The sequence below is a fragment of the Marinomonas maritima genome, assembly GCF_024435075.2.
GTDB classification, from domain to species: domain Bacteria; phylum Pseudomonadota; class Gammaproteobacteria; order Pseudomonadales; family Marinomonadaceae; genus Marinomonas; species Marinomonas maritima.
Genome location: NZ_JAMZEG020000001.1, coordinates 1,047,137 through 1,062,265, shown reverse-complemented (window position 1 = coordinate 1,062,265; position 15,129 = coordinate 1,047,137). Strand labels below are relative to the sequence as shown.

15 protein-coding genes are annotated in these 15,129 nt (G+C 43.5%); 9 read left to right on the top strand and 6 right to left on the bottom strand.

Going from position 1 to position 15,129, the window contains the following annotated elements; translation table 11 throughout:
- The first annotated feature begins 12 nt into the window (after positions 1 to 12).
- The 3 genes from pabB to M3I01_RS05065 all read left to right on the top strand — a co-directional run bounded on the left by pabB (position 13) and on the right by M3I01_RS05065 (position 2,931).
- Positions 13 to 1,437, top strand: coding sequence for an aminodeoxychorismate synthase component I (pabB, locus tag M3I01_RS05075; protein ID WP_275564950.1), 1,425 nt, complete (start codon positions 13 to 15; stop codon positions 1,435 to 1,437).
- Between the two features lie 8 nt (positions 1,438 to 1,445).
- Complete coding sequence (locus M3I01_RS05070) at positions 1,446 to 2,096, top strand: NUDIX hydrolase (protein WP_255894507.1); 651 nt, start codon at positions 1,446 to 1,448, stop codon at positions 2,094 to 2,096.
- A gap of 106 nt (positions 2,097 to 2,202) precedes the next feature.
- The gene (locus M3I01_RS05065; protein WP_255894506.1) at positions 2,203 to 2,931 is read left to right on the top strand and encodes a phosphoadenylyl-sulfate reductase; all 729 of its coding nucleotides are present in this window, start codon (positions 2,203 to 2,205) and stop codon (positions 2,929 to 2,931) included.
- A 41-nt stretch (positions 2,932 to 2,972) separates the two neighbouring features.
- On the opposite strand, the gene M3I01_RS05060 is transcribed toward M3I01_RS05065, so the two are convergent.
- Entirely contained in the window at positions 2,973 to 3,278 is a 306-nt protein-coding gene (locus M3I01_RS05060) for a LysR family transcriptional regulator (RefSeq protein ID WP_255894505.1), read from the bottom strand.
- Between the two features lie 111 nt (positions 3,279 to 3,389).
- On the opposite strand from M3I01_RS05060, the gene M3I01_RS05055 reads away from it, so the two are divergent.
- Positions 3,390 to 4,736, top strand: coding sequence for an anti-phage deoxyguanosine triphosphatase (locus M3I01_RS05055; protein WP_255894504.1), 1,347 nt, complete (start codon positions 3,390 to 3,392; stop codon positions 4,734 to 4,736).
- Positions 4,737 to 5,150: 414 nt separating this feature from the next.
- On the opposite strand, the gene M3I01_RS05050 is transcribed toward M3I01_RS05055, so the two are convergent.
- The gene (locus tag M3I01_RS05050; RefSeq protein ID WP_255894503.1) at positions 5,151 to 5,558 is read right to left on the bottom strand and encodes a GFA family protein; all 408 of its coding nucleotides are present in this window, start codon (positions 5,556 to 5,558) and stop codon (positions 5,151 to 5,153) included.
- A gap of 235 nt (positions 5,559 to 5,793) precedes the next feature.
- Between M3I01_RS05050 and M3I01_RS05045 the strand changes: the two genes are divergently transcribed.
- Entirely contained in the window at positions 5,794 to 6,099 is a 306-nt protein-coding gene (locus M3I01_RS05045) for a hypothetical protein (RefSeq protein ID WP_255894502.1), read from the top strand.
- Positions 6,100 to 6,418: 319 nt separating this feature from the next.
- Here the strand turns inward: M3I01_RS05045 and M3I01_RS05040 are convergent, their stop codons facing one another.
- From M3I01_RS05040 to M3I01_RS05025, 4 genes are all read right to left on the bottom strand, one after another.
- Complete coding sequence (locus M3I01_RS05040; RefSeq protein WP_255894500.1) at positions 6,419 to 6,895, bottom strand: hypothetical protein; 477 nt, start codon at positions 6,893 to 6,895, stop codon at positions 6,419 to 6,421.
- Between the two features lie 885 nt (positions 6,896 to 7,780).
- Positions 7,781 to 8,278, bottom strand: a complete 498-nt coding sequence (locus M3I01_RS05035; protein WP_255894499.1) for a GNAT family N-acetyltransferase — start codon at positions 8,276 to 8,278, stop codon at positions 7,781 to 7,783.
- A 16-nt stretch (positions 8,279 to 8,294) separates the two neighbouring features.
- Positions 8,295 to 9,311: a DUF2333 family protein gene (locus tag M3I01_RS05030; protein WP_255894498.1), complete on the bottom strand. Its 1,017-nt coding sequence runs from the start codon at positions 9,309 to 9,311 to the stop codon at positions 8,295 to 8,297.
- 12 nt (positions 9,312 to 9,323) lie between these two features.
- Entirely contained in the window at positions 9,324 to 10,139 is an 816-nt protein-coding gene (locus M3I01_RS05025) for a hypothetical protein (RefSeq protein ID WP_255894497.1), read from the bottom strand.
- A gap of 117 nt (positions 10,140 to 10,256) precedes the next feature.
- Here M3I01_RS05025 and dsbD point away from each other — a divergent pair, with 117 nt between their 5' ends.
- The 4 genes from dsbD (at position 10,257) to prmA (ending at position 15,124) form a co-directional block, all read left to right on the top strand.
- On the top strand, positions 10,257 to 12,080 hold the full coding sequence (gene dsbD, locus M3I01_RS05020; RefSeq protein WP_255894496.1) for a protein-disulfide reductase DsbD: 1,824 nt from the start codon (positions 10,257 to 10,259) through the stop codon (positions 12,078 to 12,080).
- Positions 12,081 to 12,305: 225 nt separating this feature from the next.
- A complete protein-coding gene (gene accB / locus M3I01_RS05015) occupies positions 12,306 to 12,752 on the top strand; it encodes an acetyl-CoA carboxylase biotin carboxyl carrier protein (RefSeq protein ID WP_255894495.1) in 447 nt (148 codons plus the stop codon).
- Between the two features lie 21 nt (positions 12,753 to 12,773).
- Positions 12,774 to 14,114, top strand: coding sequence for an acetyl-CoA carboxylase biotin carboxylase subunit (accC, locus tag M3I01_RS05010; protein ID WP_255894494.1), 1,341 nt, complete (start codon positions 12,774 to 12,776; stop codon positions 14,112 to 14,114).
- A gap of 119 nt (positions 14,115 to 14,233) precedes the next feature.
- On the top strand, positions 14,234 to 15,124 hold the full coding sequence (gene prmA, locus M3I01_RS05005; RefSeq protein WP_255894493.1) for a 50S ribosomal protein L11 methyltransferase: 891 nt from the start codon (positions 14,234 to 14,236) through the stop codon (positions 15,122 to 15,124).
- The last annotated feature ends 5 nt before the right edge of the window (positions 15,125 to 15,129 follow it).

The window sequence follows — 15,129 nt, the reverse complement described above, 5'->3', positions numbered from 1 at the left end:
TATTGATAAAAAATGTCAGAAATTACACGGGTAAATCTCCCTTATCAGGCGTCTTTATTGTCTTTCTTTTCTGCCATACGAGACTTGCCTTACCCAGCCTTACTTGACAGTAATCACGAACACTTTCCAGATACGAACTACGACATATTAGTCGCTAACCCGCTGGCACGCATTCATCCATCATACAGCAGTCAGCCGATCACTTGGTATACAACACCACTTTACACGTTAAGCAATACAAACAATCCGATGACGCTGTTGAACGAATTAATGACGCTCATTTGCCAAGAACCTTGGGCGAAATCCGCACCAAAAGACCTGCCTTTTACCGGGGGGTTACTAGGGTATTATGGCTATGAAAGCGGCCATTTTGTTGAGCAATTGCCTGACACAGTCAAGCACGACATTCAATTAGATACATTAAGTGTGGGGCTTTACGCTTGGGGCGTTATCACATCTCATAAAGAAAAAACGACTCAGCTCATCATGGCACCTTGGTGTACTCAAGAAGATGCGGCCGACCTCATTAACCGCTTCACCAGCGCTTGCGACGATGTATTGGTAAAACATGAACTCAACCACACCAATCCATTTTCTTTGAAAACCCCTTTCACCTCGAACATGACAAAAGCTGAGTACGCCCAAAAATTCTCTGCCGTGCAAGACTATATCCAATCTGGGGATTGTTATCAGGTCAATCTCGCACAACGCTTTTCCAGTCGGTATCAGGGTGACACCTTCACGGCCTATCATGCCTTAAGAGAAGTTTGCCCTACGCCATTTTCGGCGTATATGGAAATTTCGCCACAGCAAAGCCTGTTAAGTCACTCGCCAGAGCGCTTTCTATTGTGCGATCAAGGTCGAATAGAATCCAAGCCGATAAAAGGTACGGTCGCTCGTGGCGCAACGCCAGAAGAAGACAAAGCCAACGCCAACTGGCTACTGTCTTCCACCAAAGACCGCGCAGAAAATCTAATGATTGTTGATCTACTGCGCAATGATCTAGGTCGTACTTGTCTGACGGGAAGTATTAAAGTCCCTGCGCTGTTTGCCTTAGAAACCTACGCCAATGTGCATCATCTTGTGTCGACGGTAGAAGGCCGAATCGATCAAACAGACCAAGCTATTCGAGTCTTTCATCAAAGCTTCCCCGGCGGCTCTATCACGGGGGCGCCTAAGATTCGATCCATGGAGATCATTGACGAGCTAGAACCTCATGAACGCTCAGCCTACTGTGGCTCGATTGCGTATTTCAGTGCAAATGGACAAATGGACTCCAGTATCACCATACGAACCCTAGTAGCGGATCACGGCAACCTACATTGCTGGGCTGGTGGTGGGTTGGTCGCCGACTCAAAATGCCAAGAAGAATATCAAGAAACCTTTACCAAAGTAGGTAAATTAACCCATACTCTAGAACAAGACTTTTTGAAATAGGCCGTATCATGTCTGACATAGAGCAGTTTTTAAATGCTCCTCCAATTGATTTGAGCTTGGACGATATCCGCGCAGCATTAGACAGAGAACCCTACGCACAACAAATTCATAACCCAGATGAAGAAATGTTTCCCAGTGGTTATGACCTAAAGTATCGCTCTGCTGCCGTCTTAATTCCTATTTGGCGAGAGCCTGAGAGTGGAGAGCTTTTCGTACTCCTAACTCAACGCGCACTGCACATGCGCAATCACCCAGGTCAAATCGCTTTTCCTGGGGGCAAGCATGACCCAGAAGACGCAAGCATCCAATACACCGCATTGCGTGAAACCTTAGAAGAAGTTGGCCTAGCACCTGACTGTTTCGATTTACTCGGTGAGCTGGGCGAGTATTGCACCCTGTCTGGTTTTTGCATCAAGCCTATCGTGGCTGAAATGACGCGAAAAAGTGAATTAAGTCTTTGTGAAGACGAGGTGAAATCTGTCCATTGGGTGCCATTACGCCATTTACTCACTCCTGATAACTATCGTTTTAAAACGAAAAAACTCGACACCGTCTCGCGTGGCTACTTCGAAATTGAATATCAGGAAATTCGCATTTGGGGTGTGACCGCGGGCATTTTATTTGGACTTTATCAAACCCTAGCAAGACATATCCGCTAAGCACCCGCTTTAAGCATTATAAGGTTAGTGTTCTTTCGTCTTTTCTTTCGTGACCGCAACTTGATATGGTACAACCAACGTAACTTAGAACAGGGTGCACAATCCTATGTCTGCATTTGATTTAGCGTCTTTTATTGCCAATAACAAAGAAGACGAAGCACAGAAAATCATCCACAACGCGATGAAAGAGTTCGACAACCTTGCTATTTCCTTCAGTGGCGCAGAAGACGTCGTACTGATCGACATGGCCGTAAAAGCGAACAAAAACGTACGCGTATTCTCTCTTGATACTGGCCGTTTGCACGCTGAAACCTACCGGTTTATCGAACAAATCCGGACACACTACAAGATAAAAATCGACATTCTTTCACCTGATCGTGAAGCACTTGAAAGCTTCACCCACGAAAAAGGCTTATTTAGCTTTTTTGAAGATGGTCATAAAGAATGCTGTGGTATTCGAAAAGTACAGCCACTCAAGCGTAAACTGGCGACACTTGATGCATGGATTACAGGCCAACGAAAAGACCAAAGTCCCGGCACGCGTAATGTATTGGCTTTTGCCGAGAAAGACAGCGCGTTCAGTACTGATGAAAAAGACCTATTCAAGTTCAACCCTTTGGCAAACTGGTCTTCGGAGGACGTTTGGAACTACATTAAAATGTTCGATGTACCTTACAATGAATTGCACCTAAAAGGGTTTACCAGTATAGGTTGTGAACCTTGCACTCGAGCTATCTTACCAAATCAACATGAACGCGAAGGTCGTTGGTGGTGGGAAGAGTCTGAAAACAAAGAGTGTGGTTTGCACATTGGCAATTTAATACCAACCACTTAACAATAAATACGCATTTACTAACAAAAAATGGCTGATACTCATCAGCCATTTTTATTTTCTTCTACATCAGGACTAGCCGTAGACTTCGCATACATTTGCCATGACGCCGTGAACTCCTCATAACATACTTCCAGTTCTTTTATATGTTGAAGCAACACCTTCCCCGCTTCCGTCACCTCCGTCGTACGACCATGACGAATCAGCAATGGCTCTCCTAACCCTCGTTCTAGCTTTTGAATGTGTTGACTCACCGCAGGCTGCGTTAGCCCCAACAGCTTTGCCGTTTGAGTAAAACTTCCTTTTTCAACCAAGGCTTTAAATGTCGTGAGATGCTGAGTATTAAACATAAAGATTCCTTATAATAGATTACATTATGCCCAAGGCTTTTTTTACGAACATTGACCTATATCGTGTTTTCATGAAAGATTGGTAATTATTGACATTGGTGGATTACAAACATGACAAACGCACAAGATGAAATGTTAGCTTGGCACGAAAGACAATCTGGTCATCAAGAATCCCGAGAAAACGACTACCGCACGCCTTACCAGCGCGACCGTGCTCGCATCATTCACAGCGCCGCTTTTCGTCGTTTACAGTCCAAAACTCAAATTCTCGCGATTCGACAAAATGACTATAGCCGCACGCGCTTAACCCATTCTTTAGAAGTCGCTCAAATTGGCAACGGCATCGTGCATCAACTCAAACACAGCTCACCACAAGAGGCCAGCTTCCAAACATGGCTGGCCGACGACGCCTTAATTGAAACCATCTGCCTAAGCCACGACATAGGACATCCACCTTTTGGCCACGGTGGTGAAGTCGCCTTAAATTACATGATGCAATCTAACGGCGGCTTTGAAGGCAACGCGCAATCCTTACGGATCCTCGGCAAGCGTGGATCTTACTCCCCAACTTACGGCATGGACGTCACGCGCCGCACTTTATTAGGGCTTTTAAAATATCCGGTTTTACACGCTAATGTGGTGGGAAAATACCCAGAGAAGCCGGCCAGTTTTCGCCAATTCAAAGCCTCCAATTGGTCACCACCAAAATGCGTGTATCAAGAAGAACAAGACCTTTTAGATTGGATACTTGACCCTTTCAGCCAAGCAGATAGAACCTTGCTACAAACAGTACAACGCAAACATGCAGATAGCCATGCGAAAGCCACACACGCTAGCTTTGACACCAGCATCATGGACCTAGCCGACGATATTGCTTACGGCGTACACGATTTAGAAGATGCCATCGTCTTGGGCATGGTCACAAAAGACATGTGGCTAGAACATTTAGAACCCAAACTCGCCGCACTGGCTTCACCCTACTTAGCTGAAAACCTCAACAGCATTCGCACACAACTTTTTAGCCGACAAAGCCACCTACGCAAAGAAGCCATTGGCAGCTTAGTCAGCTGGTTCATCACCTCATGCCAAGTGGTTGAAAATACAAGATTCGAACATCCTCTGCTGCGCTTTCAAGTCGGACTGCCAGAAGGCCAACGACAAGCATTAAACTTGTTAAAACAGTTCGAAATGCAGCACATCATTCAACGCCCAGAAGTGCAAATGCTCGTCTACAAAGGCCAGCAAATGTTGTTAGAAATGTTCGAAGCCTACACCGCCGACCCTAATCGATTATTACCAAGGGAAATCGCCACTGAATGGCGCAAAAGTCAAGACAACGGCGAAAATGGGTTACGTATCATCTGTGACTACATGGCCTCCATGACAGACGACTACGCCAGCCGCATGTACAATAAACTGTTTGTTCCGAGCTTAGGCTCGGTATTTGAGCCCATGTAACAAGGGATAATCCCTGACCCTCAGGACGAGTCATTCCCGCGAAGGCGGGAATCAATCTCTTGTGATTACCAAAATAAGCTTCCATTCAAACGCTTTATACTCCCAACCTTTATTCCGCTCTTTAATTCTGGAAAAGCTGAGCGTGTAATTTTTTTTCTAGCACTCAAAAAGTAACCAAAAATTCGCTTTTAAGAGCAACGCATTGGTTCTTCATAGAAACATGATTGCCACCTACGCCTCTTATATCGTAAGGCATAGATTGTTCATTTGGTGGGAGATAGACCATCAAACACTGACTCTGAAATTCCATAAGGTCGCGCAACTTCGTTGCGTCGAACGAGTTTCTTCAGAATTTCAAGCATAGAAGAGAGTGTCGCTTACTAATCACTAAACCCTTGCATTCCTTCTAAATGCCTACTTTCGCCCCGGTTCATGCTCATCGTAACGAGGTAGTTCTGCATCCAAATTTTCCCAGTTTGCTTTTGAAGTTACAAAATTATGAGACATTGGACGTTCTAAAATATCCGAATCCAGTGAACCTAAACGCAATCGATATCTATCTGGTGATTGAGCATTCGAACTATAGATTGGAACGCCGCATTTTTTGCAAAAATACTTCCTCTTACCTTCACTACTTTCATAAAAAGTCAGCGACTTCTCATGATCAACAAGGTCTAAATCCTGTGCATTTATAAAACCATTCGTTACATACGCACTACCACTCGCTTTTCGACACAAAGAGCAGTGACAATGAATAATATCGGTGACGCTTCCATGCAATGAAAATTGGACTGAACCACACTGACAACTTCCCTTATACATTGAACCCCCTTGGATAATTTGTACTTAATTTTATTTACCTAACGCTACATTGAACTAGAAATATACTGACCAGACCAGTGAAAGTAAATTGCCTGCTAGGAACCTTTATTAAAAAGACCAAAGGATGTGATTTTTCTTTTTTAGTTCCATTCAAACCCTTTGTATTTCTAAACTTTATTCCGCTCTGCTGAGCGTGGGCTTTGTCCCTTCCCCTTTCTTCAAGGGGAAGGCTAGGATGGGGTTAATCTCTTCTTTGGGTTCCATTCAAACGCTTTGTATTCCCAACCTTTATTCCGCTCTGCTGGGCGTGGATTTAGTCCCTTCCCCTTTCTTCAAGGGGAAGGCTAGGATGGGGTTAATCTCTTCTTTGGGTTCCATTCAAACGCTTTGTATTCCCAACCTTTATTCCGCTCTGCTGGGCGTGGATTTAGTCCCTTCCCCTTTCTTCAAGGGGAAGGCTAGGATGGGGTTAATCTCTTCTTTGGGTTCCATTCAAACGCTTTGTATTCCCAACCTTTATTCCGCTCTGCTGAGCGTGTAACTTTTATCCAGATCCATAAAAGTAACCAAAAGGTCTCTTTAAGATCTTTAATGCCTGACTTTTGTCATCGAAGAATAGCTTTACCGACGCTCGTTATATCGTAAGGCATAGATTGTTTTTTGGTGTTGCTAGGAAGGGTATTTTTAACTGACTCTGAAACGCCATAAAATCGCGCAACGCTGTTGCGTCGAACTGAACTTCTTCGGAACTTCAAATGCTCTACTATGTTTCTTAACGCCCAATTAACAGGCTAAAAATAGTGGGCTAAAATGGAGCGAAGCGAACAGCCCGCTGTTTTTAGTCCCTGTTTCATTTCTTGTTAGGTTTTAATTGCACTGTGAAATAGCTTTATAGCGTCTTCGGATGAATAGACTGTAACTAGTTCTTGATCATGTGCTTGGACTGTATATCCCACAGCGCTATTCTCTTCTCGTTGAAATACAGCTAAATATGAGGATTTTTTCCATGAATCATGTTTATAAGAAAAGTAAAATTCAGCTAATAACTCACCGTTTAACATTTCTCCACCTGGCTTAACTCCATTACCAACTTTATTATTCTCCCAATTGGCCCAATTTTCAGACTCAGCAATCTCCATAGCTATTTCTTTAACTTTATCTCTAATTGGTTTAACAAATCGCTTGGAATACGATCTAGAATCTAGCTCTTTCAGTGATTCTTTAATGATAGGAATTAAATCCGTGCGGTTTAATCTTTCAGCATTGGAATATAAGTTTTCCAGTTGTTTACGATCATATTTCCCTGATTTAATATCTTCGATCATTTTATCCGACACCGAACTCTCCTTAAAACCTAACATTTTGTTAATGCGCATGCGTATTTAGACAATATTAAATCCCTTTCAACACCTTCACAATCATCTGAATAATATACATTTAATAAAGATATTCATAAAAATTAAAACAAAAAAAACGAGCATGCGTGTTATTTCATTTATCCACAGCGCGTTATTTCGGCGGTCGATAATCTTATTCATTGATACTGAAAGACTTTATTACTTTCTACCAGTACAAAACACGCACAACTGGTTTATTTAAAATGGCTAAACGCGCAAAAATGCGTTCATTTCAAAAATAGACTGTATATCTACACATTAATTGCGTTTTAATTTTCAGTGCAGTGCAGTGCAGTTCGACGCAACGAAGTTGCGCGACTTTATGGAGTTTCAGAGTCATTGTTTGAAGGTTTAAATCTTACTAAAAGAACAATCTATGCCTTACTGCTCTAGAGCGTAGGAAAAGTTATTCTTCGATGAAAGAAATGAGGCATTAAAGATCTTAAAGCGAATTTTTGGTTACTTTTTGGGCGCTAGCAAAAAGTAACCCGCTCAGCAGAGCGGAAGAAAGGTCGGGGATACAAAGCGTTTGAATGGAACCATATAAACTAAAGAAGCGGCTTCGACGCAACAACGTTGCGCGACTTTATGGCGTTTCAGAGTCATTGTTTGACGAGTCATCTCTCACCAAATAAACAATCCATGCCTTACGATAAAAGGAGCGTAGGAAGCAATCATGCTCTTATGAAGAAAATCAGGCATTAAAGACCTTAAAGAGACCTTTTGGTTACTTTTATGGATCTGGATAAAAGTTACCCGCTCAGCAGAGCGGAATAAAGGTCGGGAATACAAAGTCATTGAGAGGGAACAAATATACTTGAAGAACTAAAACTGTCTTCCAAGAAGGTATACATCTTCTGTGATGTTTTCATTCTGGGCGATGTTTGGTAATAAACCCCATTCATCAAATCCTTGGCGTTTGAAGAAGCCTTGGCTGTTGAGGTTGCTGGAATAGACATAGGCAATAAGGTGGGTAAAACCAAGTGCGGTGCGGTTTGTTTCTAGATGACGAAATAGCTGAGTTCCGATGCCTTGACCCTGCCAATTTGGTAAGACGTAGAAGCTAATTTCACAGGCGGTATCAAAGGCAGGTAAACCATAAAAGGCTTCGACAGAGCACCAAGCGATAACGATGCCCTGCTCTTCAAGCACCAGCAGGGGATGTTTGTCTGTGACGCTTTCTAGCCAGTCCATTACATCAATTAAGTTAATATTATCTTGTCGATAGCCTGTGCTGGCAAACCGGTCGCATTGCTGAAAAATATCCAATATAACAGGGGCATCATCCAACATGGCCGGACGAATAACCCTGTTATTGTTCATTGACATAAACGCCGCGCTAGCCTTGTTCAAGCAAACGACGAAGGTCGATAATCGCTGTATTAGCACGAGAAACGTACGACGCCATGACTAAAGAATGGTTAGCCAATACGCCAAAACCACTGCCATTTAGGATGAATGGTGACCAAACATTGGCTTGGGTTGCTTCTAGTTCACGAATGATTTGACGTAAGCTAACAAGGGCATTTTTATCCTGTAAGGTAAAAAAGAAGTCCACTTCTACCGCTCGAAGCATGTGAACCAAGGCCCAGCTTGTACCGCGTGCTTCATAGAAAACATCGTCGACTTTAGACCAAGGTGTACGCACATAACGACTGTTCTCATCCGATTCCAATTGAGGCTCGTCATCTATCACACTTGCGGATAAACGCTGAGACAAACTGCCTAAACGAGTACTAACGTCAGACAACCAATCCGAAAGGTTATCAGCACGTGCATAAAATTGTGCTTTATTATTCGTGGTACCCGCCAAACGATTTAGGTATTCCATCAATTCTTTATTACCACGACGGTATTCGCTTTCACTGGATGGTAATGCCCAGCTTTTGGTATCAAAGTTAAATTGTGGTTCTGCTATTTTTAAGTTCACGTCTTCTGTGGATTGTGATTGTGACCGGCTAAATTCTTTACGAAAAGCCCTAGCCAAATCTCGTGACTGTACCAATACGCCAAATTCCCACGCTGGCATATTGTCCATAAAAAGGCCTGGTGGCATAACATCATTGGTGATAAAACCACCGGGCTTATCCAGCAATGTTTCAATAATGGTGTGCAGCGTACTAGCGGTCGTATAGCCTTCAACCAGTTTTTTACTGTTGTTTAAATACCCTTGCTCTGCCGCTTTTTCTTTCGCGGAGGACACCACGTCAAATTGATCTGGCTCACTGCTCCAATACATACCCAAAAAGGTCAACAGCACAGCGACAACCAGTACGGCAGATACGGCGATTTTCCCCATACCTGAAAAGTTAATACTTGGCGTTAAACCCTGTAATTTATTCGTTACCCACGACATTATTGACCTACCTTAATCTTGTTTTAATTCCACCATGTAATCAGCACGATGATAGGTCATCGCACGAACACGAAATGCTGTAATGCGACTGTTGATTATCTGATAAATCAACCGCGCTTGTTTGTCATTTGGCCAGTAAATTTCGATTGACTGCTCTGTTTTTGCAACCTCGTCTATAATAGGCTGAATTTGTGCAATTATCTCATCTTCACTCAAACTAAAAAGTGTTTCTGGCAAAAAATATTGTCCAACTTGTGGTTCTTTGGGCTCTGATTTTTTAGAAACTACCTTTGCAGCATGCTCACGCTTTGCTTTCAGATCCTTGACACGTGAGGTCATTTCGACAATAACAGGGTCTTCTGGATTAACCGAACGAGCGTACTCTAAATATCGAGCGGATTGAATATAATCTCGGCTTCTTGCTGCATCCCACGCCCACTGAGTATATACATCCACAATCGCCGCAATCCCCTGAATCGCTCTAAAGTTACCTGGGTCGCGGCCTAATGCTGCTTGGAAATATAAATTAGCGTTGTCGTCTTCTGGCGTTAAAAGTCGATCCGCAGACAGCGCATCTTCACCTTGTGCAATTAAACTCAACGTCAAGCGTTTAGCTGCTCTCGACTTTATTTGCTCTGGTGAAATGGCGGTAGTTTTCTTCATATCGGGCACATTGATTACCGGTGCTAGCTCCGCCGATGCCGATTTAGGATCAGGCTCAGAAACTTTCTCTTGTCGTGGTTCGCCTTGCTCCGAGGGTGCGATATTTGTCTGACACCCTGTAAGGAAAAGTGCCATAAATAGAAAATATACTTGGTTTTTACTCAATTTGTCCCCTTGCGATTGGCAACTTTAAGGTGGATTGGTAGTCTACACTGACCATCGAATATGATGAAACATGCATGTTATATTTAAACAACACGTTCAATCTGATTGAAGATTTTTATGCGCCTATTTGCTCTATTGTTCTTACTAACACTTCACAGTACATCTCAAGCTTTCACTTTTGCTCCTACGACATCGCTTTCCCAGCCAGAGTTTTTGCCTGTTGAGCAAGCTTTTCAACTCTCAACATCGGCCCCTAAAGACGGTAAAATGTTAGCGACGTGGCAGATTAGTGACGGTTACTATTTATATCAAGAACAGTTTAGTTTGTCTGGCGAACAGGCCGATAACCTGCATTTTTCTGCATTTCCGGTCGGCGAAAGCAAACAGGATGCTTATTATGGTGACGTCACGGTTTATCGTCACCAACTCACTCTGCCTATTTATTATGATATTAAGCTTGCTGCTGGTACCCAAATTAATGGATTCCTTTCTTATCAAGGCTGTGCTGATAAGGGGCTATGCTATGCGCCACAGAAAATGCCCATACAATTCACTGTGCCAGCCTTATCTTCGGAGGCACCAAAAAGCCTTTTAGGCTCTCAAGTTATCAACACGCCCACGGCTTCAAAAGACAAGCTTGTTTTACCTTCTGAAGCTCAATCCGTGACTCAACTACTCCAAACAAGCAGCCCATGGATCACTTTAACGGTTTTATTTGGACTGGGCTTACTCTTATCGTTCACGCCTTGCGTCCTTCCGATGGTGCCTATTGTCAGCGCAATTGTCATTGGCACTCGCCATTCGAAATTAGGCGCATTCTATTACAGTTTGGTTTATGTTTTAGCCATGGCACTGACTTATGCCACCATTGGTGGATTAGTCGGTATTTTCGGCACTCAACTGAATTTACAAGCACAATTACAAAACCCTATTTTATTGATCGTCAGCGCCCTTCTTTTTGTTGTACTCGCTTTAGCAATGTTTGGTGTTTATGAATTAAGACTACCAACAGCATGGCAACAACGACTACAAATGACCAGTAAACCTTCGGATTCTGCGTGGAAATCGAGCATAAGTATTTTTCTGGCTGGGGTGTTTTCGACGTTAATTGTGTCACCTTGTGTTTCGGCGCCATTAGCAGGAACACTTCTGTATATAAGTAGCCAAGGTGATGCGTGGTATGGCGCGATAATGCTGTTTATCATGGCGCTCGGCATGGGTGTTCCACTATTATTAGTTGGCCTATTCGGCCCGAAGGTACTGCCCAAAAGTGGTGAATGGCTGCATGACATTAAAGTGTTCATGGGGTTTGCACTGCTCGCAATGTCCATTTGGTTAATTACTCGCTGGTTACCTATCAGTAGCCATTTGTATTTATGGAGCTTTTTAGCGATTGCTGTGAGCAGTTACTTTATTCACCGAGCACATCACGTTTCCTCACACCCTTTTCGCTGGTTTTTGGCATTAGGATTTTTCCTTCTTGGAACCACTGAGTTTATCGGTGGTTTGACCGGCAGCAGCAGTCCGTTACAGCCCTTGAAAAAGTTATCCTCAACCTCAACACATATAAACGAAGATATAAGAGTGTTTGATGCCACTATCACCAGCTTGGAAGAGCTCGATGCTATTATTGCGAGTCAAGACTCTCGCCCTATTGTGTTAGACCTTTATGCAGATTGGTGCATCAGCTGCAAAGTACTAGAAGAAATGTTTGTATCTGCCGAGGTGTTACCGCGTCTTGATAAGGTACGGCTGATTAGGGTCGATGTGACAGAAAACTCAACCAACAACCAAGCTTTAATGAAACAGTTCAATTTATTTGGGCCACCCTCTTTGGTTTTTTTAGACACTGAAGGAAAAGAGCGAAAAGAACTCAGTTTGATGGGCGAGCCAACTAAACGCTCTCTGATAGATCGTTTAGATACCATTATTTATCGATAAAACAAGATGATTTACAAAAGATTAAAAAACAACCAGTGCAAACATTTTTAGGTTTTTTTGCCGCATAACTGGACAATATCACGCTTTTTATCGATAATTTCGGGTTACCAGCTTTTACAAAATGTATTTTATAAAAGCTCTGTTACAGAATAACGTAAGCAGAATTATAATAGTCAGTGACTGACACAAACACTGAGCCACAAATACAGACAGAAGAGAGTAATCATGGACATTCGTAAAATCAAAAAACTAATCGAGCTTTTAGAAGAATCCAACGTCTACGAGATTGAAATTAAAGAAGGCGAAGAAGCCGTTCGCATTAGTCGTGGTGGTGCCCCTGTTATGGCACAAATGACTGCTCCAATGATGGCACCACAAGCACAAGCGCCTGCTCCAGTTGCCCCTACGGCGGCTCCTGAAGCACCAGCCGCGATAGCAGGACATATCGTTAACTCTCCTATGGTCGGCACTTACTACAAGTCTTCTGCACCAGGTGCTAAGTCTTTTATTGAAGTTGGCCAAAAAGTGAATGCTGGCGATACAATCTGTATCGTTGAAGCAATGAAAATGATGAACCAAATTGAAGCTGATAAGTCTGGCACAATTGGCGCTATTCTTGTTGAAGACGGCGAACCAGTTGAATTCGATCAGCCACTTATTACTATCATTTAATCCAAAGCAGTAGGTTTCATCATGCTCGATAAGGTATTGATTGCTAACCGAGGCGAAATCGCGCTACGTATTTTACGTGCGTGTAAAGAGCTCGGTATCAAAACTGTTGCGGTTCATTCTAAAGTTGACCGCGACTTGTTACACGTGCGCCTTGCAGACGAGTCTATCTGCATAGGGCCAAATCCCTCAGCACAAAGCTATTTAAATATTCCTGCAATCATCAGTGCGGCAGAATTGACAGACACGTCTGCTATTCACCCAGGCTATGGTTTCCTTGCAGAGAATGCCGATTTCGCAGAGCAAGTTGAACGCTCTGGCTTTACTTTCATCGGACCTAAAGCAGAAACAATTCGCTTAATGGGCGATAAAGTGTCTGCCATTAAAGCAATGAAAGCAGCGGGAGTACCAACGGTTCCAGGCTCAAACGGTCCAGTACCGACGGATCCTGAAGAGTGTATTCGTGTCGCTAATGAAATTGGCTTTCCTGTCATTATAAAAGCCGCTGCCGGTGGTGGTGGTCGTGGTATGCGCGTTGTTCACAACGAAGGCAGCCTACTAAAATCCATTAGCATCACACAATCTGAAGCAGGTTCTTACTTCGGTGACAGCACGGTTTATATGGAAAAATTCCTACAAAACCCTCGTCACGTAGAAGTACAAATACTGGCTGATGGCCAAGGCAACGCGGTTCATTTGTATGACCGAGATTGTTCATTACAACGCCGTCATCAGAAAGTATTGGAAGAAGCGCCAGCACCAATGCTTGATGAGACATCACGCCAAGCTTGCTTTAAAGCCTGTGTAGACGCCTGTATCAAGATTAATTACCGCGGCGCCGGTACGTTCGAATTCTTGTATGAAGATGGCCGTTTCTACTTTATTGAAATGAACACACGCGTTCAGGTTGAGCATCCAGTGACTGAAATGGTAACGGGTGTTGATATTGTGAAAGAACAGCTTCGTATTGCCAGTGGTTTGAAGCTGTCAATGAAGCAAGAAGATATCAAGCTAAACGGTCACGCCGTTGAATCTCGTATCAATGCGGAAGACTCTAAAACGTTCATGCCATGCCCAGGTAGAGTGGACTACTTCCACGCGCCAGGTGGCATGGGTGTTCGTGTTGACTCTCATTTGTACAGTGGCTACACCGTTCCGCCAACGTATGATTCTATGATCGCCAAAATCATTTGCCATGCGCCAGACCGTACCGCTGCTTTAAAACGCCTTTCCGGCGCTCTAGATGAAACATTCATCGATGGTATTAAAACCAATATAGAGCTACAAAAAGAACTAGCAAATGACGCTAATTTCATTGCTGGTGGCGTTAATATCCATTACTTAGAGAAAAAACTCGGCCTATAAAGGCTGTCGCTTTGCCTCTAGTGATGACATAAATCACTAGAGGCAATCATTTTCCTCTCGCCTCTCGCACCAAGCTTCGCTATTCTATTCTTGTTTTGTTTATTGTTGGACTCCACTTTATGCCTTGGCTTCAAATACGTATCCATACCACTCCAGATCACGTCCCTGCTTTCGAAGACACGCTTCTCGACTGCGGCGCTATGGTTGTCACTTTTGAAGATGTTCATGACGATCCAGTGTACGAACCAGAGTTAAACACAACACCATTGTGGAAAAACACTAAAATCACGGGCCTGTTCGAAGCCGATGCGGACATTGAACACATTCGCCCGGTCGTTGAACACAAAGCCACATCCCTTGGTGAAACCGACATCGACATGAAAATTGAAATACTTGAAGACAAAGATTGGGAAAGAGAGTGGATGGACAGCTATCATCCAATCCAATTTGGCAAACGTCTCTGGGTATGCCCAAGCTGGCGTGAAGTACCTGATCCTGATGCCATCACCTTGATGCTAGACCCAGGATTAGCCTTTGGCACAGGAACTCACCCGACGACGGCACTTTGCCTGCAATGGTTAGACAGTATCGACTGTCAAAACAAAACCATCATAGATTATGGTTGTGGCTCTGGTATTCTTGGGATTGCAGGTTTGCTGCTTGGCGCTAACAACATGGTTGGTATCGACATTGACCCTCAAGCAGTCCAAGCAACCGAAGCAAATGCTCAACGCAATAATATCGATCCAAGTCGGATAGACATAAAGTTGCCACCTTATGAATCTGACTTACAAGCTGATATTGTAGTCGCTAACATTCTTGCTGGCCCTCTTGCACACTTAGCGCCAACCATTTCTGCGCTGGTTAAAACCGGTGGTCAATTAGCACTGTCTGGCATACTTGCCAACCAAGCAGAGGAAGTCATTCAAGCGTACCAAGAATGGTTTACGATTGAATCGATTACGGAAAGGGAAGAGTGGGTTCGTATCGTTGGCACCAAAAACGCATAACACTC